Source organism: Photorhabdus australis DSM 17609 (assembly GCF_000711895.1).
Classification (GTDB): Bacteria; Pseudomonadota; Gammaproteobacteria; order Enterobacterales; family Enterobacteriaceae; genus Photorhabdus; species Photorhabdus australis.
In genome coordinates, this window is sequence record NZ_JONO01000029.1 from 21494 (window position 1) to 42577 (window position 21084).

Here is a 21084-nt window from a genome sequence, read left to right on the forward strand (position 1 = left end):
TTATCAATTAATTAGAAGGAATTGGAAATCCAAGAGCTAATTCTTTCGAAGAAAGATTTAATTGATTCCCATGCTCTACTTAGCCATTCAGTGAGTTGCCTGGCTGCATCAAGTATAAAACTGGAAATTCGACCAAACAGGTTGGAAAAAAATGTGCCAGTTTTCTCCATAAAGCTTTGTATTGCTGCTCTGGCTTCCGGATATTGTAAGCCGAATTTAATCGCTTTATCGTAACTTGAATCAATTTGTCTGTTATTCTCGTCTTTGGTTCTTTGACGAGATTTATTCATATTATCGATCCAGTCTTGGTCCGCATTGTCTGGATCAGAGATAATCGCGTTTTGATATTTCTGGGTGCTGTCAGTTACACTTGTCTTAGAAACTTGTGATATTGAATTAGCCCCAGATTTCACTGAATCTTTCAATTCATTAATAATACCATCTATTTTTTTATTTTCGGTAATATTTACATTTGCATATTGTTCCTCAAGCATATTTGCATATGCCTGGAGTTCAGATGTCGATGGCACAAATGGTTCAATTTTAGGATCATTTAACATACGTTTTGCGTGTTGACGCATTTCGTTCATTAGGTCGATAAATTGGATATCAGTAAGTGCAATATTTGACATGAATTATTTCCTCGTATTTATTAATAAATTATTATTAAATGTAAAAATTGTAGAGTTATTTATTTGAGTTGGTAAAAATAATCTGCATTATCTATATCTATTTTTTCTAACTTGGTTCAATATTTTCATAAATAAATATGATGTAACTTAGATATTGATTTTGAGGTGCCGGAGAATATTTTCCGGCACCTGAAACACAAAACATCTGGATAAAGAGAGTTTAATTCGGAATCGTTCAGGGAATTTCACTCTTCAAATGTTTAATACTAATTTTATAACTGAAATTTTTGATTACTGAACATAATCCTTTAACTTATAAACCAGCGTATTATCATCGTGAGATAGCGTCAGTTTTTGATTTTTCAATGTGACTTTAACACCATCGGCCAATACCTTACCAATCAGGTAATCCCATTTATTCAATTTCTCATCAGCACAAAGCATCTGAGTGCTGGCCAGATTTTTAACGGTCAATACACTATTTTTCAGTTTGCCCTGACCCATAAAGAGATTGCACATGGAACCAGAAACGTGCATTTTTTCACCGAATTCAATGGTTGGTACGCGGCCATCTTGATTTTTCGCACTTTCACCGTTAACACTTACCAGAACAAATCTGTGATGTTGTAAATCATCAATTGACACGTTTTCTACCGCTGAGGCTTGGAATGTGGCTAACAATAAAGTTGCTGTTGCCAAAGGTAGTATTTTTTTCATATTTATCTCCTAATATATTATTTTAAGGGTACTTACTAACAATATTCGGGCAATTTTCCCCGTTGATTAATTGCTGGATATTTCTCAGCGTAGTTTCACTGATACTGGTCAGGGCTTCTTCTGTCAGGAATGCCTGGTGACCGGTAAACAGCACGTTATGACATGAAGACAAACGACGAAAAATATCATCTTGAATCACGTCATTAGATTTATCTTCAAAGAAGAGATCGCGTTCATTTTCGTAAACGTCCATACCTAAAGCGCCAATTTTTTGCTGTTTTAATGCGGTAATAGCAGCAATGGAATCAATCAGGGCTCCTCGGCTGGTATTGATAATCATCACGCCATTTTTCATTTTGTTGAAAGCAACTTCATTCAACAGATGATAGTTTTCTGGTGTCAACGGGCAATGAAGAGATATGACATCGGATTGTGCATATAGCGTATCCAGATCGACATACTCAGCACCGAGATCTAAAGCAGCTTGATTGGGGTATGGATCATAAGCTAACAAGCGCATACCAAACCCTTTAAGAATACGTAAAGTTGCCACACCAATTTTACCGGTTCCGATAATTCCTGCGGTGCGATTATGCATATTGAAGCCGATCAATCCTTCGAGAGAGAAGTTGGCATCACGAGTGCGTTGATAAGCTCGGTGAATGCGGCGGTTTAAGCACAGTATTAGTCCAATGGTATGTTCAGCAACTGCTTCAGGAGAGTAGGCTGGAACTCGTACAACCTGAATACCCAATTCTTCAGCTGCGTCTAAATCGACATTATTAAAACCCGCACAACGCAATGCGAGGATTTTTATATTCATTTCAGCCAATTCTTTGAGCACTTCGCGGTCAGCATTATCGTTAACGAAAATACAAACAGCATCTGCACCAATGGCGTTTTTGGCGGTTTGTGAACTGAGATGAAAATCAAAAAACTCAAAATCATAATCAAACCCGAGCTTTTGATTAACCAGCTCCAGATGTTTATAGTCATACTGTTTGGTACTGTAAACGACTAATTTCATGGAATTATCTCCGCTATAATTTAAGTAGCTAATAAATTGTTTAGAGCTTAAATTATTGCTGACGTAAAGGGTTAAATAAACCAATAAACCAATAAATTAAGTAACTCTATAGGTGTATTGCTTGTTGCTTCCCTATATGTTCAACACAATTGTCTTATTAATCAATGTCTTAGTTTAAGGCGTGTCTGCTAAATTATGGAATAATACTAGAAGTAACCGATCTAAGGCTTAATAAAAAGAGGCAGTGATTTGATAACTAAAGGGCTAAAAATATTCATTATCGTATTGATATTGTTGGCATTACTGGTACTAATTGTATGGTTTTCCGTAGCTTGAAAGATAAAGGGGTTAAATATGAAACTAGGCTGGCAGGGACAATCTGGCAAATTGACTATTAGAGAAAAAGGGACAATAGCGCCTTTGGCTGAATTACCCGGGCAATTTAGCAAGCGTGAAAACTGATATTCAGGCACAGACTTTAGTGATAAAAATAAATCGGGCTCGTGAGAAGAAATACTCGGAGGTTGCTGCCAGTAATAACATTTCTGCGGAGCAAGTCGCTAAACTGGCGGGTGAAAAACTGGTGAATAGAGCTGAACCTGGAGAGTATGTATTGGGTATTAATGGTCAGTGGCTGAAGAAATAAAAGCGCGCCAGGTGGCGCGCAAAATAATAAAGTCACGTGTGAATGATAAATAAAAATGACTATCTGGCCGTTATTTTTTCCAGAGTTTCACGGGCAGCTTGTTGCGCTTGAGTGGCAGTATCAGGGCTTAATCCTACGCCTTCAACAAACACAAACTCCACATCAGTAAGACCAAGGAAACCCAGAAACAGACGTAGATAAGGTACTAACAGATCACTAGGGCCGTCTTTATGGATACCTCCACGGCTGGTCAGAACAATTACACGTTTGCCGTTTATCAGACCTTCAGGGCCATTCTCGGTATAACGGAAAGTCACACCAGCGCGAGCTATCAGGTCGAAATAGTTTTTCAGTTGAGTTGGAATGTTAAAGTTGTACATAGGAGCAGTCATCACAATGACATCATGATCCTGCAATTCAGCAATGAGTTCGTCAGATAACGCTAAAGCCTCTTGTTGACGAGCAGTCATTTCATTACCCGTTGGACGTAATGCATGAACCAGTTCGTTATCCAGAACAGGGACAGGCTGTGCAGCCAAATTGCGTACTGTAATATGGTCATCAGCATGGTTAGCTTGCCATTTTTCGATCAAGAAATCTGCCATTTGGTTGGTATGTGAATGCTGCGCCATAATGCTGGATTTCAGAACCAGAACTTTACTCATTTTTATTCCTCAAATTAACTTTTGATAGTTCACTTGTTAATCACGACATCGTCATTCTATGAGCTATTACATTCTGGTAACAGATCAATATTTAGAGATTAGAATTCAAATTTATTGAATGACTTTACTCGTACCAATATCCATTCAATGAGTGCTAGCCGAAATTATCTCCAATAAATTGAATGTGCTACTATGTTGCCAATAAGAGCTATGTTGCCAATAAAAACTGAGCCATCAATAAACACTGGCTAATCAGCAAAATAAGAAATCAAAGGACCAATGTAAGGTGAAAGAGTTCCAGAAAATCATTAATCGTCAGGCTGTCTGTCCAACAATTAAATATCCAGAAAACCTGCCTGTCAGCCAGAAGAAAGATGATATTTATAAAGCTATCCGTGACCATCAGGTTGTGATTATTGCCGGCGAAACCGGTTCAGGTAAAACAACGCAGATTCCGAAAATCTGTCTTGAACTGGGAAGGGGAATAAAAGGATTAATTGGTCATACTCAGCCCCGGCGACTGGCGGCTCGTGCTGTTGCTAATCGTTTGGCGGAGGAATTAGAAACCTCAGTAGGCGCAGCTGTAGGTTATAAAGTTCGTTTCAGTGACCATGTAGGCGATAATACATTGGTTAAGCTGATGACCGATGGTATTTTGTTGGCAGAATTGCAAAATGACAAACTACTTAAACAGTATGACACTTTGATTATTGATGAAGCGCATGAACGTAGTTTAAATATTGATTTTATTCTGGGCTATTTGCGTCAGTTACTGCCAAAGCGTCCTGACCTGAAAGTCATCATCACTTCAGCAACTATTGATCCTGAGCGTTTTTCTCGCCACTTTAATCATGCGCCGATTATTGAAGTTTCCGGTCGAACCTATCCAGTAGAAGTGCGTTATCGGCCCGTTATGGGAGAGGATAACGATGGAGAAAGGGATCAACTTGAAGCAATTATTGATGCCGTTGATGAGTTAGGGCATGAAGGACCTGGGGATATCCTGATCTTTATGAGTGGTGAGCGGGAAATTCGCGACACTGCCGATGCTTTGAATAAACTGAATCTGCGTCATACCGAAATATTGCCGCTGTTTGCGCGTCTTTCTAACAGTGATCAGAACCGGATTTTCCAGTCACACTCTGGCCGGAGGATTGTATTGGCAACTAACGTAGCAGAAACGTCCTTAACGGTACCGGGAATTAAGTATGTAATTGATACCGGCTATGCGCGTATCAGTCGTTACAGCTATCGGACGAAAGTACAAAGATTGCCGATTGAGCCAATATCTCAGGCATCGGCAAATCAGCGGAAAGGGCGCTGCGGACGCGTATCTGATGGGATTTGTATCCGCCTGTATTCAGAAGACGATTTCCTTTCACGGCCAGAATTTACTGATCCAGAAATCCTGCGCACTAATCTGGCATCGGTGATTCTGCAAATGACCTCAATTGGTCTTGGGGATGTCAGCGCGTTCCCGTTTGTGCAGCCCCCAGATAAACGTAACATTCAGGATGGTGTACGACTTCTAGAAGAGCTCGGTGCTATTGACCAGAAAGCAACTGTTCAGGGTAATTACTGTCTTACCTCAATAGGACGTCAGCTTGCTCAGCTTCCTGTTGATCCTCGGTTGGCGCGTATGGTATTGGAAGCGCGTAATCATGGTTGTGTACGTGAAGTGATGGTCATTACTGCTGCGCTGTCTATTCAAGACCCAAGAGAAAGGCCGCTGGAGAAACAGCAGGTTTCCGACGAGAAGCATCGCCGATTTGCTGATAAAGACTCCGATTTTATCGCGTTCCTGAAATTATGGGATTTTTTGAAAGAGCAACAAAAGGCGCTATCTTCTGCGCAATTCCGTAAATTGTGCCGTCAGGATTACCTTAATTATCTGAGAGTCAGAGAATGGCAGGATATATATACCCAGCTACGGCAAGTGGTAAAAGAAATTGGTTTACCCGTAAATAGCCAGGATGCAGATTACCGCAGTATTCATGTTTCGTTACTCTCTGGGTTGTTATCGCATATTGGCCAGAAAGATACAGATAAACAGGAATATACAGGCGCGCGTAATGCTCGCTTTTCTATTTTTCCTGGCTCCGGCTTATTTAAAAAACCGCCTAAATGGGTAATGGTGGCGGAACTGGTTGAAACGAGCCGTTTATGGGGACGTATTGCTGCCAGGATAGAGCCTGATTGGGTTGAACCATTAGCGGTACATCTGGTGAAATATCATTACAGCGAGCCTCATTGGCAAAAATCGCAGGGCGCGGTAATGGCCAAGGAGAAAGTGACTTTATATGGTTTGCCAATTGTGGTTAGCCGTCAGATTAATTACAGCAAAATAGACCCGATGCTCTGCCGTGAATTATTCATTCGTCATGCACTAGTGGAGGGTGATTGGCAAACCCGGCATGCATTTTTTCGCGTAAATCTGAAATTACGTGAAGAGATTGAAGCGCTGGAACATAAATCCCGCCGTCGTGATATTTTGGTGGATGATGAGACCCTGTTCAATTTCTATGATCAACGTATACCTCAGAGTGTGGTTTCTGCCCGTCATTTTGATCGCTGGTGGCAAAAATCGGGAAAACAACAGCCGGAGCTGCTCAACTTTGAAAAAAATATGTTGATCAGAGGTGACGCGGATAAAATCAGCGCATTGGATTATCCTAATTACTGGTATCAGAATTCACTGAAATTACGGCTAAGTTACCAATTTGAGCCGGGTACGGAAGCTGATGGTGTGACGGTTCATATTCCGCTGCCAGTGCTAAATCAGATTAAAGATGATGGATTTGACTGGCAGATCCCAGGTATTCGTTACGATCTTGTCGTTGCTTTGATTAAATCATTACCGAAACCGGTTCGTCGTAATTTTGTACCTGCGCCAAACTATGCTCAGGCATTTATGGAACGAGTATCTCAGCCACAATCTACCTTACTGGATAGTCTTGAAAGAGAATTACGGCGCATGACGGGGGTGACGGTGTCACGTGATGATTGGCAGTTAGGACAAGTACCAGATCACCTTAAAATGACGTTCCGAGTTGTAGGCGAGAAGAACCGGACTATTGCTGAAGGTAAAGATTTATCTGCGCTGAAATTACGATTGAAAGATAAAGTTCAGGAGACACTTTCAGCGGTAGCTGATGATGGTATTGAACAGAGTGGTCTGCATATTTGGAGCTTTGGTGAATTACCGGAACGGTATGAGCAAAAGCGCGGGGGCTATTCCGTCAAAGCATTTCCAGCATTGGTGGATGAAAAAGAGAGTATTGGTATTAAGCTATTTGAAACTGAACTTGAACAACAGATTGCTATGTGGGAAGGCACTCGTCGTCTGCTATTGCTAAATATTCCTTCACCAATTAAATACTTACATGAGAAATTGCCTAACAAATCCAAATTGGGTCTCTATTTTAATCCTTATGGCAACGTGCTGGATTTAATCGATGATTGTATTGCCTGTGGTGTTGATAAATTGATGGCAGGGCATGGGGGTCTGGTTTGGAATGAGCAGGCTTTTATTCAGTTACAGGATAAGGTTCGGGCTGAATTGAATGATACGGTGGTGGAAATTGCTAAGCAGGTAGAACAGATACTCACTGCCGTTTTTGCTATTAATAAACGTCTTAAAGGCCGGGTTGATATCTCACTGGCGTTGGCGTTATCTGATATTAAGGCACAGATTTCTGGTTTGGTTTTCAGAGGATTTGTCACCACTAATGGCTGGAAACGTTTGCTAGATATTTTGCGTTATTTGCATGGCATTGAGCGGCGTTTGGAAAAATTGGCTGTTGATCGACATCGGGACCGGACGCAAATGGGGCGTATTGAGAATGTTCAGCAACAATGGCAGCAATGGTTAGCGAAATTATCGTTGCAACAGAAACAGCTACCTGAGGTACAAGAAATTCGTTGGATGATAGAAGAACTACGGGTCAGTTTGTTTGCCCAGCAACTGGGTACGCCATATCCGGTCTCTGATAAACGAATTTTGCAAACAATGGAGCAAATTGCTTCCTGATGAGAAGAAATGCCAGAGACTGTTCATGGTTTCGGCGAGGTCATTTTTTATGAACTAGAGGGAGAGGGCACCTCGTTTAGAGGTGGCTTCTACTAAGATGTGCGCTTTAGTTGGCAGGTGCTTTCTGCATGTTTGGTTTTATTAACTTTAATGAAAGTATTAACCATGTTAGTTTTGCTTTCGCGGTTACGATCATAGTCGGCCTGCGTCGTCGTTTTCTTTGTTGCTGTAGCACGTTTTAACAACATAAGCTCCTCTTTTTAGATATTCATACTTTGATGCTAATCCTGATTTCACCTTTTGTAAAAGTCTTTCATAGGTTCTTTTGTGGGAATAACTATAACCACTAAAATACAGATAATGAATCTTAGATTTTTCAATGTAATTAATAAATTATTGTTATTAATTTCGTGATATGGAAAAAGTGACTTTCTGATATTTAATTATATCAATGACATACCTGATATGATATAGAGTTATCTGAACTATTATATTAGTCAATACTTAGTAGTCTATTTTATCCCTAAGTCTAGGATGGCTTAAATAATACCTTTTCTTATATTATTGTGTGGGCTATTATTACCAAATGGTAGTAAGTGATAAGGGGGAGTTATGAACACAGTTTATAAGGCGCATTTCGGTGATCGACAAACTAGTTTTGTTGTAAAAGTCACTCATGATAACGTCTGGATTGCTGAATGTGATGAATTAGGGGTAGTAACTGAAGCCAAAACCTATGATGAATTGACAGCACGAGTATGGGAAATAGTTCCTGAGTTATACGAGGTAAATGGGCTTGGTAATAACCCTGGTGCGATAAAAATTAGTTTCGTTCAGGAACAATCTTACGATTCAAGGATAGCGCTCTGATATGGGATCTGGCTTATATCCACAACTGAGAGAAATCTTATTGGCGCATGGATGCTATTTTGTTAGACAAGGAAAAGGTAGCCATGAAATATGGCGCAGCGATATAACCAATAAAGCGTTTAGTGTGCCATATACAATAGCTTCTAAGCATACCGCTAATGCGGTTCTGAGACAGGCAGGTATTAAAGAAAAAATCTAATGATTGCTGTCATTATATCGTTGTAAGTAAAGATAAATTATACAATTAAATCTACTTCGGTGGATTTTTTCATATATGCCACTTAATTTCGGTTTTTTTATAGGTGAAATTAAGAATAAGAAATATAAAGGAGGAGATTATCTTATCCGTGTGTCATTTGGTGACTAAAATGAAGGTATACTGTGAAAATTGGTGATAAGGTGAAATTATGGACGGCATTAGAGCATTGAGTAGATGGAAGTACAGGAAAAGATGCCTACTATAGCAACTGACCGCCCTTCTGAAAAATTGCACTTATTAGTCGAATCCGCCAGTTATTATTATATAATTTTGTGATATGTAAAAAGTGACTTTCTGATAATAAGGAAAGGCCATTTTTTTGGCCTTCTGCCCTATAGGATTTAAACTCGATCATTCCAGCTATCGGAATGAATTATATTTCCATCATTATGTTTCCAGGCAGGGCGGGATTCTACTTTGTATAAAAATCAATCGTCACACTGATATTGATAATTTCGCATATTCAATATGATTTTATTGATAGGTTTTGATATCTCTTTTGTGTGTTTGTTGAGCATGTGAAGAGTTATTTTTACCCATAATAACCATATTAAAAATATGAGATCCGGCCCTGTGTTTCCAGGTGATTTTTTCGTAGCGAAGTTCAACGATTTCCATATGATTGAATTTCTCTTTTGATGCGTCCTTTATATCGAGCATAACAGGAACAATATTAACCACTTTTACATTTTCCATGAAAGTATTGAAGTACTCTTTTTCTTGACCATGTTCATTTATTTTATACCATTTTAACTCTGCTGATTTTAATGTTTGCCCTGTGGTTAATGCCTTATAAAGATAGGGTGATGACGAGTCGACTTCTTTTTCAATCATAAACGGGAGGTGTTTCCTCGTTCCAGTCAATTTTCCCGTATTATCATCATTGGCGATACTGACACTATGATGAAGACCTAAAACCTCAATACTGCCTTCTCTACCATAGACATCGACGGAACCTTTAATATCTGATCCGCCATCGTCTTTTATATACATATAGAGAGGATAGCCATCGTTAATCTCCTTCAGAAAATGATTTTGAATTACCAGTGGTAGAAATAAGTTTTTGTAAGCATTTTTCACCGCCTTTGTTTTTATACAGTGCACGAATACTGTCAACGACATATTGATTCAACTCAGCTTCCGTTCCTTGATAAAAAGGCAGAGAACATACAGAATCAGTGCTAATTGGAACATTGGAATCATCAAGAATAGATAATACTCCGTTTGCGTTTTTCGGTAATGCGGTTGCCAATGCGGTTGATAACGTTTCCGATATCGGCGTCACTGCCTTTTGCAAGTAAAGGCGCTACTTTTAGCCATGCCATATCTCCACTTGCAATATGGTCTGTTATATAATCCCATTCTCCGTTGTCTCCTTCTGGCATATTTGCAATTACCGCTCTTGCACCCTGCTGCTTTATTTGTAGAGTTAATTGCTCTGGTGTTAAATTTGGGTATGGATTTTTAGCTATAATATGACGATCTACGGCTAGTGAATAGAATGATACCAGCATTAAAAACAAAATCAGTTTTTTCATTTGACCACCAGAATTGTATCACTAGAGTTGGCTATTTTTTTCTGAGATTGGAGCCATTTATAATGATACAACCATGTGATGCTTGCCGGTATGTACCATCCTTTCTGTCTCCGTGTATTCTAAAAAGAGTACGCCCAAACGTATTAGTTCCCATAATAGGCTCTAATGTCACAGTAACTTTGGTTATTGAGTTAGTGTAACCATTGATTCTGTAATAACCGCGAGGAATTGGTCCTTCATCTTTAACTTGCTCCATAGATGAATTGTTTATCCCAGCGCCACGACCGCTATAGCCCTTTGCGATAAAAGAACCATTATGTGTTAGCACTCCAGTGCTTTGTGAATATTGCCAAGTCATATTTATCCTCATTAATAATTTATATAAATCATGATGGGTAATCTAAATGTAATAAAATTTTTTTAAAGTGTTATTTTGTAAAAAAGATAATATTTTTGTAAATATGGCTACTTAAAACAATAAATTAAGAACTGATATTGCTTAGAGATCATCTAAATTATAGTCGAAAAAATCTGGAAAAATAAATAATGATATTCCCCCAACTTCTTAATTAAACGTTAAGTTTTGTTGTTCTTAATCTTGATAAAAATAAAATAATTAAAAACAGTGAAACAGCTAAGAAATAAATTAATCTATAACTGATACAGATTAATTTATTACTGATAGGTTAATGTGATTGTCGCGGTCACATTTGCTTGTCCGGGGGTAATATTGCGATCGAATTGAAAATAGCGGGCGTGTAAAGGGATAGAGAACTTCCCGCCTGAATAGCTATTACCGATATTGATTTGTGAATGGATAATTACGGGTTGATTGTTGTGAAGTATTTGTAGACCAACACCGGAAGCGGTTGTGTGGTTATTATCCTGATCCAGTGCCCAGACATGATATAAATTATTCTTTGCTTGCTTTCCATCAAGCATTAATTGAATATTAACATCATCATCGCAATCTAAAATAATCTCAAAATCTTTCCCTCCTGCGGTGCTATTAACACCAGAAAAATCGCTCTTTTTGATATCACCCATGGGAACAACAATATTGGTATCTTTCAGCGAACAGCTTTTAGTAATAATCCGGGTATTTCCCAAACGGTAGGTATGAACGACGTTATCATTTATTCGTGCCTGAATTAACTGATCGTTTCTGACAAAACCAGAGCCGGTTGTTGGTGCTATTTTTATCAGTTGAATTGTTAGATATCCCCATGTATTACCACAATACCAACGACTTGAATTGTCACAGGTTACAGGGTCGTGAACAATACGGGGTAACCAATCCAAACCATAGCCGGGACCCCAGGTATTTATTCTTATACCCACACCGGGAATACCAGATTCGTAAATAGCATCCTTGTTGTAGTCTGCACTTTTATAAGATGTATATCCCCATGATGTTTTAACATTTTTATCGCAATAGAAGATATTGCCTTTATTGGCTAATTCATCAGCACGATATTCATAAATGGTTGTGCCAATAGCGTGATCTCTTGGTACATATAAGGTACCAAAAGACAGATTAGTGATTTCCGGTTTAAATTCTTTGTCAAACTGGCAGTTAGCGGCAAAACTATAAGAACTTATTGCCAAACCAATAAATAAATGCGTGACCATTAGTAACTGTTTAATTCTATTATAAATATTGAGCATCATATTTTCCTGAAAATCGTTATTTACAGTGAGCTTCTATTATATAGATGCCAGATAAAGGTTTTTTTTCTGGTAACTTATAATTGACACTACATTCCTGAATATCCTGATAACCCCATTTAACCAATAATCGTCCACTATCGGGTAAACCGGTGAGGTAAACCTGTCCTTCATGACCGACAATTGCATTATTGGTTTCATCAATTTCGTGGTGTTTTTCTAACGTCACTATTGCCCCAAAAGGAATAGGATTATCCTGATAATATAGGTTTATCAGAACTCTATGACCTATTCTGGTTTGGAAATTCGCCAGAACTAAAGCACCTTGAGTAGGAATAACCGTTTGGGCATTAACATCAATATCGACATTATCGGCTAATGAATGGGTATCGAGTGCAATTCGGTTTTTTCGGTAGCTGCTAACATAAGGAATAATCGCGAGACCGTTCCAATCGGTCGTAATACCCACATTATTATGGATCTTTATTCCTTTAGCCCCATCAGTTCGGACTAATGCTAAAGTATCACCTAAATGTTGTGAAAAGGTGATGCCATATGGGTGGGCAACAATGCCTCCTTGAAGGCCGTAATTCAGCTGGCGAGAATGACGGTCATAACTATAACCAGCATTAATCTGACTATAAGATCCTTTATATTCTGCATGAGTATGACCACCAACTCCAATACCGTGATTTGCATAACTCTGTTGTAAGCTATAAGTTAAATTATTGTCTTCAAGTGCCGTACCACTTAAACCTGTTTGATGAGAAATATCCTTATTTTTATTTGTATTCAAGTTGTAGTAGGCCCAGTTATTTTTCAACCAGCGATTTAATGGAACTTGTATGCTAAATGAAAAAAGTTGCTCGTTTTTATGGGTATTGGGGAGTTGGTTATAAGTGTAATTCAGATTGTAATTGATGTTGTTATAACTGGTGCTATAACCGGCGTTGATACTGCGTTCATAGCCATTTTGTTGCCAATAATTTTGCTGAAAAGCAGATAGATATAAACTCCCTAAATTTCCCAGAGACTGATTAATATGCAATTGCAGCTTACTTCTTTTATTAGTGCGATAACGCCAGTCACTATTATTAGAATTACCTATATCATTGGCTTCTTTAAATTCATAAAAGCCACGTGTTGAATAGCGATAACCTGCCAGAGTAAAATTAGTCCCTATTAATGAAAAATCTTTTGCATATTGAAAACGGTAAGATTGCCCTTCGGCATTTGTATTTGACTGTAAATTAGTATTTGCGTGGGTGATATCAAAGGAGAGAGAACCTAATGTACCTAAATTATAGCCTGCTCCCAAAGCCATTGATTGATAATCTTTTGATAAAATAGTACCGCCATAGGTGGTGATATTATTAGAAAGGCCGTAGATTAATGTGCCTTGGGTGAAATTAGGTTCTCTTCCTCGGTTATTTGATGATTGATACTGACCCAGCGTCATCGAATATTGAATCCCACCTTCCCGTAGCATGACAGGAACAGTTGAAAATGATTGGGTAGATCGACGTTCCTGACCATTTGCCTCTTTAATAATAACCTCCAGATTTCCGCTGGATGTCGTTGAGAAAAGGTCATTAATGACAAATGGGCCGGGTGCGACATAAGCCTGATAAATGATATAACCATTTTGCTTGATCGTAACCTGAGCATGACTTTGCGCAATTCCTCGGACAGTAGGAGCAAACCCTTTTAAGCTGTCTGGTAACATATTATCGTCAGAAGCTAGTTGGAGGCCACGAAATTGGTTACCTTCAAAAATATAGGAAGGTGTAAAGCTATCACCTAAGGTTAATTGTCCTTTCAGTGAGTGAATATCCCGTTGTAAATAGGTGTTAATACTTTTCCAACTCTTATTACGACTGGTGTAGGTGGAATAATTACGTAAGCGCCATGCTTGCCAATTAGCACCTGTTCGGAGATTCAGATAGTTGGTTTGTTTAGAGCCCGATTTGTTGTCTTGCCAACTATTTGATCCACTATAACTGTAATTAACTAACAATGAAGTTAATCCTTGTTGCCATAGTTCAGGTGAAACATAACCTCTTGCCTGATTGTTTAATGCTGCTTGCGGAATACTGATATCCAGCCTTTGCTGACTAAAATTAAAGGTTGTACTTGCTGATGGAATATATTGTCCCAAATCAGACAGCTCTGTTTCTGGTGGTAAACTGACTAATTCTGGAAATGTATCAATTTTTACTCCTATATCCTGTAATTGTTGAACTGTCAGTTTAGGGAGTAACTTATTGTTTATCATAACGAAGGTTACATTTCTGGTATTGACCTTATCTTTGTTAAGATAAATATCTACCCAATAAATACCCGGAGGATAATCATCTTGTGTGAAGATAGAGAGATCAATATTATCGGGTGAATGAGTACCTGTTTCTAAGGCATGAATGTTGAAATAATCTTCAGAATAAACATTAGTAGAACAAACAAGTACTCCGATTACCATAAATAGAGGTAATAAGCGCCACGGGCATTCAATATGGTATGGATTTTTATTAATTTTATGCCGTGAATACTTTTCCATAATTAATTTTCTAACATAGAACACATTAATGTAATTATTTTGTTAAATAATTGTTTTTTCTTCGGCAGTCACACCACCAAAATCATTAATGGTTTTCCAACTAACTTGTTTTATGTTCTTTGCAGGTAGAGGCCAATTCAGTTGACTAAAAGGTTTAATCATTCCTGCTGGTTTTATTTCATGTTGATCGGCCTTAAGGTATGAAAATGAGATAAAGTAAGGAGTGGGATTTTCAGCAACTAATACATTATTTTCTACCCTGAATTTGAGCTGTTTGTAGGCGATACTTGACTTTTCTGCTAAATTTACAGGACGGTAAAATAGTTTAAACTTTGATTTAACTGTAATTTGTAATTGATTTTGATCTGATTTTACTGAGGCAGGAATAGATTTCACATTGAGCCAAAAAAGTGATTCCCGATCATCAGGCAGGTTCGTTCCTGTTTTTACAATACGCAGGATATTTTCATTACCGGCTGTGAGCTTGAAAATTGGTGGAGTAACAATAAAGGGCGTTTTTGTATTATCGTTTTCATCCTGAATCCAGGACTGGATCAGATAAGGTGCATCTTTTTCTGGGTTATGTATAGAAATGGATGCTTCTTTTTTGTCGCTGATATAGATAACGCGGGTTCCACCAATGACGACGCCTGCGATAGCAAAATTTATGCTGATAATATATAGAAATATCATTGTTAATAAGCGGTGGTATTGCACGGTAAGTTCTCCGTTTTATCGCATTTTTATACATTATTTTGTGGGATTAGTGGGCATCCGTGCCCATATTTCTTGGTTACTCAGTTTGGTTGTCTTAATTATAAACAATAGTAAAGTTGGCGACTGCATCACCAGAGCCAGGGCTAATTGTCTGAGCTGTTGCAATATATTTTGCAATAAATTTCAATTCTGCTGTTTTTTGATCAGTAAACGTCTGGAGTTTTGATGCCTTGATTAAAGGAATCAACGTTGAATTATCTTCTTCATAAATGCCAATTGCAACACCATCAGCGACATCTTGACCTTTATCATTGGATAGGGCTAGAAGACTGCTATTTTTACTATCTGTTTGTCCATCAAATTTAACTTGTGCATTACTGTATTCTGGTGGGCAATCACTTAGTTTAATGCTGAAAGGTGTTGCGGCAGCAGTGCTGTCTACACCATTAAATGCACTTGAGCTAATTGTTCCCATATTCACATTTTGGTTTGCGGAATTGGTATCGATTTTACAAGCATTAGCGATGATATTACCTGTAAAGTTGATTCTTCCGTCAGCTGCATTTGCTACGGAAATAAATACAGAAGATGCAAGTAAGGATGAAATAATCAGTTTAGCTTTCATTTTAAATTGATCCTAACCCTGACGCGTATTACGTCAGGAAAACAGAAATGTTGATTTTATCGAAACTGTATAAATGTTAATACAGTATGTAAAGATCCAAAGCTCTTATCCGATAATAAGAATCATATCCCAGACTGTTTTGCTTTGGCGTTTCTTATTTAGGATAAGATTTTGGTGATAATAGCGATTTATTCGTAAGAATCCAAAGAATGACTCGATAATATTCTGTATTTGAGATTTTTATCTATAATTAAAGACTAAGCAGGATTTTTTTTCATGGTTTATTATCATTTATCATATAAAATAAACTATTGTGCTAACTAATGCAAATATTTATTAATTAATAATTAGTTATGAAATCCATTGTGATTTGTATCACAATTAACATATTGGTCTGAAAAGTTTATTCTTTTTTGGTCTGTTTTATTATCTCAACCTCATTATTCCATATGGTTATTTTTTTCTATTGAGAATGTGTATACATGATAGATTAAGTTATATATAGCTTAATCAAGTTTATATTTCTCATTTGATCTTTTGTTTACTTTTCACCAGACAAATAGTTTTTTTAATGCTTGAAATCTATTGGGTATAGCTGAAAAACTACCGATACTAGCCGCGTATGCGGATCTTGTACGGTTTATGATTTATGGCGCGTGTCTGGATAGTCTTCAACGTAATAGGTAATCAACGAAGTCAAGGGAGGAAAAATGAAACAGTTCGTCTTTGCATTGGGCTTATTGGTCAGTGTATTTGTGGTCGTACAGCCCGTCTCAGCCATGGAAGCAGAGCAGAAAACCGTCACTAATGGCGCAGCATCAATCGAATATTCAGTGCGCGGGGAGGGACCTCTGATTATGATAATCGCCTCAACCGGGCGAGGAACGGCGGAATTTGCGCCGCTTGCGGATCGACTAGCGGCGCGTGGCTATCGAGTTGCTCTGCCGGAGCCGCGCGGAATTCTGGGGTCGACCGGTCCGATGGAGAACGTGACCTTCCACGACTTTGCCGATGATTTCGCGGCGGTGGTCACTGCGGAAGGTGGCAAGGCAATTGTGGTGGGCCACGCTTATGGTCACTGGATCGCTAAGACAATCGCTGCGGACTATCCTGAAATGACGCGTGGCATAGTGCTTCTGGCGGGGGCCGCGAAATCCTGGCCCTCAGAACTCTCGGATGCGATCTCTGTGGTTAGCGATCCGAAATCTACTCGTGAGGCGCGATTGGCGGGGCTTCGACTTGCCTTTTTCGCGAAAGATAATGATCCAACGTCTTGGCTTGAGGGTTGGCATTCCGATGTCATAAAAAGTCAGTCTGCGGCGCGTAAGCTGACTGAACGTAAGGATTGGTGGGCAGGTGGGACGGCGCAGATCCTCGATCTTCAGGCTGGGTCTGACCCGTTTCGACCTGAAAAGTCTCGCATGGAGGCAAAAGACGAGTTTGGCAACCGTGTTACTGTTGCAGTGATCGAAGGGGCCGGCCATGCGCTGCCTGCCGAGAAGCCGATAGAGACAGCCGATGCGATTGCTGATTGGGTCGACAAGCTGAATAATAACTAAGGGTAATCCAGTCTCTGTCAGGGTATTCGAACCATGCTTGTTTCGGCGCGAATTTTCCGGGCAGAGGCGGTGCTGATTACTAGTCTTAGGAAGTGCGGCCTTGTTTCACCTACGAAATGCATTTTGGATTCGATAAAAAGACGCAAGAACCATCCAACTCAGTGACTTTAATAAAATTAGTTACAACATACATTTAAATGCATCATCAAGAAATATGTCAGAACAGTTCAAAAACGAAACAAATTGCTCTATGAAAACACAGCAGGCCATCACAGGAAAGTAATGGCCTGAATTGATGGGATTACTTAATTAACAGCCACATTGCGGGGATTGCTGTTATCAGTAATGTGACAATAGCCAGCTTTTCAACCGGATAAAGGTTGTTTTTCTGTGTATTTTGACTACGAGCATACAAGAAAACAATAAAACCTGGGGCATAGAGAACTACGGATAATAGTAAATTCATTAAACCAGATGCGTAGAGCAGCCATATGCCATAAATACAAGCACCAACGGCAATCAGCAATATTCCTTTACTACCACGATGAAAAGCGATCTTTAATAAAAATGCACCAACTAAGAGATAGGGTACTAAAATCATCTCTGATGCAATCGCTAGTAATGAATTGTAGTTGCTTCCATTTAACCAGATAAAAATGAGAGAGAGTTGTACTGCACCATTTGTCAACCATAAGGAAGATGATGGCGCGTTGTTGTTATTTTGCTGACCAAAAACTTTCGGAAAAGAGCCATGTTGGGAAGCAATAAATGGAACTTCAGCTGCCATGATTGTCCAACTCAGGTAAGCGCCGCAAACGGAGATAATCAATCCAGCAGCAATAATTATTTCGCCTAAAGGACCAACAAGTCCTACCATCAGATTTGCCATTGATGGATTACGTATTTCTGCCAGCTCAGACCGTGGTATTAATCCAAGAGCGAGTAGGGTAACTAATATGTATATTCCTAATGCAGTGATTACGGCTAGCATGGTGGCAATACCAACATCGGCGCGTTTTTTTGCTCTGGCCGAAACGACAACAGCACCTTCGATACCAATAAAAACCCAAAGGGTGATTAACATAGTATCTTTTACTTGTTGCCAGACAGGAACACCCAGGTCAATACCTTTAAAGTCAAGATCAAAGACATCCATCTTAAATGCTATCGCAGCAAGAATGATGAAAGCACCTAAAGGTAATAATTTTGCCATTGTTGCCAGTTTATTGATTCCGGCTGCGGTTTGAACGCCACGAAGTACCAGCCAGTGTACGAACCAGAGTAGAATAGATTCTCCCAACAGGGACTGCCAGGTATTACCGTCACCAAAAATGACTACCCCCTCTTTATCAGTAAAAAAACTTAAGGCGGCAAAAACGATGACCAGATAAGAAACATTGGCAACGACTGCACATAACCAATATCCCCAGGCAGAACAGAAGCCTATTAATTCACCGAAGCCTTCTTTGGCATAAGTGAAAATTCCCCCATCAAGATCTGGGCGAAGACGGGAAAGAAGTAACAATGTTGTGGCCAGAAACAGGATACCGATACCTGTTATTCCCCAGCCGATCATTAATGCTGCTGGGCTGGCAACTTCAGCCATATTCTGCGGTAAGCTGAAAACACCAGCACCGACCATAGAACTGAGTACCAAGGCAGTAAGAGCTGTAAGACCTAGTTTTTTTTCCAAAGATATGTTCCTAAAATGACACAAACTGCATGATTAGCCAGTTCATTACCCTGATCATAACAGATGAATTGGGTATTGGGTTTTCATCGCGTCCAAGCTGTACAGAACGGAAAAACAGACTGGTTAAACCTAGAATTAGTGGGCGATTTTACGGAGGGGATGTGCTGGATGCAATGCTTTTCTATGCAAATTACCATAAAATTTATGCACTAATTGATGATGGTCAAAGCGTGATGCCATACGGCTTACTCTTATAAATTTATGTGAGTAATCTTTACAGTGCTGCTTATTGTGTTAAGAGAAATAAATGATAAGTAAAGCATATTGATCTTATTACTAATTAAGTAGTTTTTATTTTAATTCTTCAATTAATATCAAATTTAATAGAAATAATTGTAATAGATAGAATTATCCTATTTGATTTTTATTTTTCCATGTAATATTTCAATCAGGTAATAATAATTCCATGTTTATATGTTAATTAGTCAGGTTTATCCATTAAATATTGTCTGGTTATAATATTGTGCTTTTATTGGTTTAAAATGGAAATATGGGCTAACCAATTGATTTTATTTTTAAATTTTGTTTGTTTTAATTGATTTTGTTAATTTTGGATTGAGGTTAATATATTTTTATTAACTATTTTCAGTAGTGACAAATTAAACTTTTTTAATGTGATATAAAACTATTATTATATAAAAATTAGAAAATTATGTTGACAAAGACTTCTTTGATTTATATTGTTTGTGAAAATATTAACTCGTCATTTATTAGCTTATTTTTTTGTATATGTTTTTAATTTTCTGGAATGATTATGTATATATGCAAAAAAAATTCCCAGACAGATAGTTAGGGATAATTGTTATTCGAATTAGAATTATTATCTTTTAGGCGCCAATGAATGGCTCAGTATTGAATATTCATAAGGTTAGAACATATGAAACGTGTTCTGGTTGTGTCGTATTCTCAAAGTGGTCAATTAATCGAGGTGGTGAAAAGTCTGATCTCACCTCTGCATGAATCTGATGAAATATACATTCGTGAAGTTGTTCTGAAACCGATTCCAGAATTTCCATTTCCTTGGTCGTTTTCTGCGTTTGTTAATGTTTTTCCTGAAACAGTACAGTTAGATTCACCAGAGATAGCCCCTTTACATCTGGAAGATGAGGAGTCTTTTGACCTGGTGATATTAAGCTATCAGGTTTGGTTTTCGGCCCCATCTCTTCCAATAACAGCATTTCTTAAGAGCAAAGAAGGAAAACGGTTGCTTAATGGCAAACCGGTAGTAACGGTTATTGCTTGCCGAAACTTGTGGTTGATGGCTCAAGAAACAGTCAAAAAACTTTTACATGAAAATGGAGCGTATTTACGCGACAACGTGGTTTTTTTTGATAAAACGAACTTCTTTATAACATTATTCACAACTCCGCTATGGCTAATGACTGGAAAAAAACAACCTTTTTCTTGTTTACCTCCAGCTGGAGTGTCAAAGGAAGATATCCAGGGAGCTAAACGTTTTGGGGATGCGTTGGTAACAGCCCTTAAGGCGGATAAAGAGAAAGATGATGCCCCAATGTTGAAAGGTTTAGGAGCGGTATTTGTAAATAAATCTTTTATTTTCGGTGAACATTCTATACACCGAGGATTTAAAGTTTGGTCCGGTTTTATTCACCGTGTAGGTAAACGGGGAAAATGGGTAAGGCGTTCTTTATTAACTCTGTTTGTGATCTATTTGGTACTGATGGTGTTAGTTGTTTTGCCTATTTCAATCGTTGTTCGCCGTGTACTTACAATATTACTTAAGAAACGTCTTGATGAATTACAAGAATACTATGAACAACCATCCGGTTCTGCCCGCTATGATAATAAAGGAGATAGATAAGT

Annotated in this window: 19 protein-coding genes and 2 pseudogenes; 7 read left to right on the top strand and 14 right to left on the bottom strand. The window is 38.5% G+C overall.

Annotated features, from left to right (window positions below):
- Positions 1-11: 11 nt before the first annotated feature.
- The 3 genes from BO26_RS09800 to BO26_RS09810 all read right to left on the bottom strand — a co-directional run bounded on the left by BO26_RS09800 (position 12) and on the right by BO26_RS09810 (position 2376).
- Positions 12-632, bottom strand: a complete 621-nt coding sequence (locus BO26_RS09800; RefSeq protein ID WP_036771094.1) for a hypothetical protein — start codon at positions 630-632, stop codon at positions 12-14.
- A gap of 291 nt (positions 633-923) precedes the next feature.
- Positions 924-1349 (bottom strand): heat shock protein HslJ, encoded by a 426-nt coding sequence (gene hslJ, locus BO26_RS09805; protein WP_036771095.1) that lies wholly within the window; start codon positions 1347-1349, stop codon positions 924-926.
- 22 nt (positions 1350-1371) lie between these two features.
- Entirely contained in the window at positions 1372-2376 is a 1005-nt protein-coding gene (locus BO26_RS09810; RefSeq protein ID WP_036771096.1) for a 2-hydroxyacid dehydrogenase, read from the bottom strand.
- Between the two features lie 436 nt (positions 2377-2812).
- On the opposite strand from BO26_RS09810, the pseudogene BO26_RS09815 reads away from it, so the two are divergent.
- Positions 2813-3022, top strand: a pseudogene (locus tag BO26_RS09815) (YdbL family probable chaperone protein); the annotation flags it as partial.
- A gap of 59 nt (positions 3023-3081) precedes the next feature.
- Here the strand turns inward: BO26_RS09815 and BO26_RS09820 are convergent.
- Positions 3082-3687 (bottom strand): FMN-dependent NADH-azoreductase, encoded by a 606-nt coding sequence (locus tag BO26_RS09820; protein WP_036771097.1) that lies wholly within the window; start codon positions 3685-3687, stop codon positions 3082-3084.
- Positions 3688-3985: 298 nt separating this feature from the next.
- On the opposite strand from BO26_RS09820, the pseudogene hrpA reads away from it, so the two are divergent.
- Positions 3986-7717, top strand: a pseudogene (gene hrpA / locus BO26_RS09825) (ATP-dependent RNA helicase HrpA); the annotation flags it as partial.
- Between the two features lie 92 nt (positions 7718-7809).
- Here hrpA and BO26_RS23465 read toward each other — a convergent pair.
- Positions 7810-7965: a hypothetical protein gene (locus BO26_RS23465; protein WP_157835542.1), complete on the bottom strand. Its 156-nt coding sequence runs from the start codon at positions 7963-7965 to the stop codon at positions 7810-7812.
- Positions 7966-8329: 364 nt separating this feature from the next.
- On the opposite strand from BO26_RS23465, the gene BO26_RS09830 reads away from it, so the two are divergent.
- The gene (locus BO26_RS09830; protein ID WP_051690933.1) at positions 8330-8587 is read left to right on the top strand and encodes a DUF1902 domain-containing protein; all 258 of its coding nucleotides are present in this window, start codon (positions 8330-8332) and stop codon (positions 8585-8587) included.
- A 1-nt stretch (position 8588) separates the two neighbouring features.
- Entirely contained in the window at positions 8589-8786 is a 198-nt protein-coding gene (locus BO26_RS09835; RefSeq protein ID WP_036771099.1) for a type II toxin-antitoxin system HicA family toxin, read from the top strand.
- A 534-nt stretch (positions 8787-9320) separates the two neighbouring features.
- On the opposite strand, the gene BO26_RS09840 is transcribed toward BO26_RS09835, so the two are convergent.
- The 8 genes from BO26_RS09840 to BO26_RS09870 form a co-directional block, all read right to left on the bottom strand.
- Complete coding sequence (locus tag BO26_RS09840; RefSeq protein WP_051690936.1) at positions 9321-9839, bottom strand: Hcp family type VI secretion system effector; 519 nt, start codon at positions 9837-9839, stop codon at positions 9321-9323.
- 19 nt (positions 9840-9858) lie between these two features.
- On the bottom strand, positions 9859-10098 hold the full coding sequence (locus tag BO26_RS24840) for a hypothetical protein (protein ID WP_339374648.1): 240 nt from the start codon (positions 10096-10098) through the stop codon (positions 9859-9861).
- A complete protein-coding gene (locus BO26_RS24025; RefSeq protein ID WP_036771100.1) occupies positions 10049-10384 on the bottom strand; it encodes a hypothetical protein in 336 nt (111 codons plus the stop codon). Before BO26_RS24025 ends, BO26_RS24840 begins: the two co-directional genes overlap by 50 nt.
- A gap of 31 nt (positions 10385-10415) precedes the next feature.
- Complete coding sequence (locus BO26_RS09850; RefSeq protein ID WP_036771101.1) at positions 10416-10742, bottom strand: tlde1 domain-containing protein; 327 nt, start codon at positions 10740-10742, stop codon at positions 10416-10418.
- A 317-nt stretch (positions 10743-11059) separates the two neighbouring features.
- Positions 11060-12055, bottom strand: coding sequence for a fimbrial protein (locus BO26_RS09855; protein WP_236637419.1), 996 nt, complete (start codon positions 12053-12055; stop codon positions 11060-11062).
- Between the two features lie 16 nt (positions 12056-12071).
- Positions 12072-14606, bottom strand: coding sequence for a fimbria/pilus outer membrane usher protein (locus BO26_RS09860; protein WP_036771103.1), 2535 nt, complete (start codon positions 14604-14606; stop codon positions 12072-12074).
- A gap of 42 nt (positions 14607-14648) precedes the next feature.
- On the bottom strand, positions 14649-15323 hold the full coding sequence (locus tag BO26_RS09865) for a fimbrial biogenesis chaperone (protein WP_051690934.1): 675 nt from the start codon (positions 15321-15323) through the stop codon (positions 14649-14651).
- 94 nt (positions 15324-15417) lie between these two features.
- On the bottom strand, positions 15418-15948 hold the full coding sequence (locus BO26_RS09870; protein WP_036771105.1) for a fimbrial protein: 531 nt from the start codon (positions 15946-15948) through the stop codon (positions 15418-15420).
- A 710-nt stretch (positions 15949-16658) separates the two neighbouring features.
- Here BO26_RS09870 and BO26_RS09875 point away from each other — a divergent pair.
- On the top strand, positions 16659-17507 hold the full coding sequence (locus tag BO26_RS09875) for an alpha/beta fold hydrolase (protein ID WP_036771106.1): 849 nt from the start codon (positions 16659-16661) through the stop codon (positions 17505-17507).
- 301 nt (positions 17508-17808) lie between these two features.
- On the opposite strand, the gene BO26_RS09880 is transcribed toward BO26_RS09875, so the two are convergent.
- Positions 17809-19200 carry a basic amino acid/polyamine antiporter gene (locus BO26_RS09880; RefSeq protein WP_036771107.1) on the bottom strand — a complete coding sequence of 464 codons (1392 nt, stop codon included), beginning with the start codon at positions 19198-19200 and terminating at the stop codon, positions 17809-17811.
- Positions 19201-19229: 29 nt separating this feature from the next.
- Here BO26_RS09880 and BO26_RS24845 point away from each other — a divergent pair, with 29 nt between their 5' ends.
- Together BO26_RS24845 and BO26_RS09890 are read left to right on the top strand one after the other, a co-directional pair.
- Complete coding sequence (locus BO26_RS24845) at positions 19230-19457, top strand: hypothetical protein (protein ID WP_036771108.1); 228 nt, start codon at positions 19230-19232, stop codon at positions 19455-19457.
- Positions 19458-20137: 680 nt separating this feature from the next.
- Complete coding sequence (locus BO26_RS09890) at positions 20138-21082, top strand: hypothetical protein (protein ID WP_036771109.1); 945 nt, start codon at positions 20138-20140, stop codon at positions 21080-21082.
- Positions 21083-21084: the final 2 nt, after the last annotated feature.

Excerpts from the sequence above, each read along its gene's own strand:
- BO26_RS09800 (WP_036771094.1), bottom strand. The coding sequence starts at position 632 with ATGTCAAATATTGCACTTACTGATATCCAATTTATCGACCTAATGAAC.
- hslJ (WP_036771095.1), bottom strand. The coding sequence starts at position 1,349 with ATGAAAAAAATACTACCTTTGGCAACAGCAACTTTATTGTTAGCCACA.
- BO26_RS09810 (WP_036771096.1), bottom strand. The coding sequence starts at position 2,376 with ATGAAATTAGTCGTTTACAGTACCAAACAGTATGACTATAAACATCTG.
- BO26_RS09820 (WP_036771097.1), bottom strand. The coding sequence starts at position 3,687 with ATGAGTAAAGTTCTGGTTCTGAAATCCAGCATTATGGCGCAGCATTCA.
- BO26_RS23465 (WP_157835542.1), bottom strand. The coding sequence starts at position 7,965 with ATGTTGTTAAAACGTGCTACAGCAACAAAGAAAACGACGACGCAGGCC.
- BO26_RS09830 (WP_051690933.1), top strand. The coding sequence starts at position 8,330 with ATGAACACAGTTTATAAGGCGCATTTCGGTGATCGACAAACTAGTTTT.
- BO26_RS09835 (WP_036771099.1), top strand. The coding sequence starts at position 8,589 with ATGGGATCTGGCTTATATCCACAACTGAGAGAAATCTTATTGGCGCAT.
- BO26_RS09840 (WP_051690936.1), bottom strand. The coding sequence starts at position 9,839 with ATGTATATAAAAGACGATGGCGGATCAGATATTAAAGGTTCCGTCGAT.
- BO26_RS24025 (WP_036771100.1), bottom strand. The coding sequence starts at position 10,384 with ATGAAAAAACTGATTTTGTTTTTAATGCTGGTATCATTCTATTCACTA.
- BO26_RS09850 (WP_036771101.1), bottom strand. The coding sequence starts at position 10,742 with ATGACTTGGCAATATTCACAAAGCACTGGAGTGCTAACACATAATGGT.
- BO26_RS09855 (WP_236637419.1), bottom strand. The coding sequence starts at position 12,055 with ATGATGCTCAATATTTATAATAGAATTAAACAGTTACTAATGGTCACG.
- BO26_RS09860 (WP_036771103.1), bottom strand. The coding sequence starts at position 14,606 with ATGGAAAAGTATTCACGGCATAAAATTAATAAAAATCCATACCATATT.
- BO26_RS09870 (WP_036771105.1), bottom strand. The coding sequence starts at position 15,948 with ATGAAAGCTAAACTGATTATTTCATCCTTACTTGCATCTTCTGTATTT.
- BO26_RS09875 (WP_036771106.1), top strand. The coding sequence starts at position 16,659 with ATGAAACAGTTCGTCTTTGCATTGGGCTTATTGGTCAGTGTATTTGTG.
- BO26_RS24845 (WP_036771108.1), top strand. The coding sequence starts at position 19,230 with ATGATTAGCCAGTTCATTACCCTGATCATAACAGATGAATTGGGTATT.
- BO26_RS09890 (WP_036771109.1), top strand. The coding sequence starts at position 20,138 with ATGAAACGTGTTCTGGTTGTGTCGTATTCTCAAAGTGGTCAATTAATC.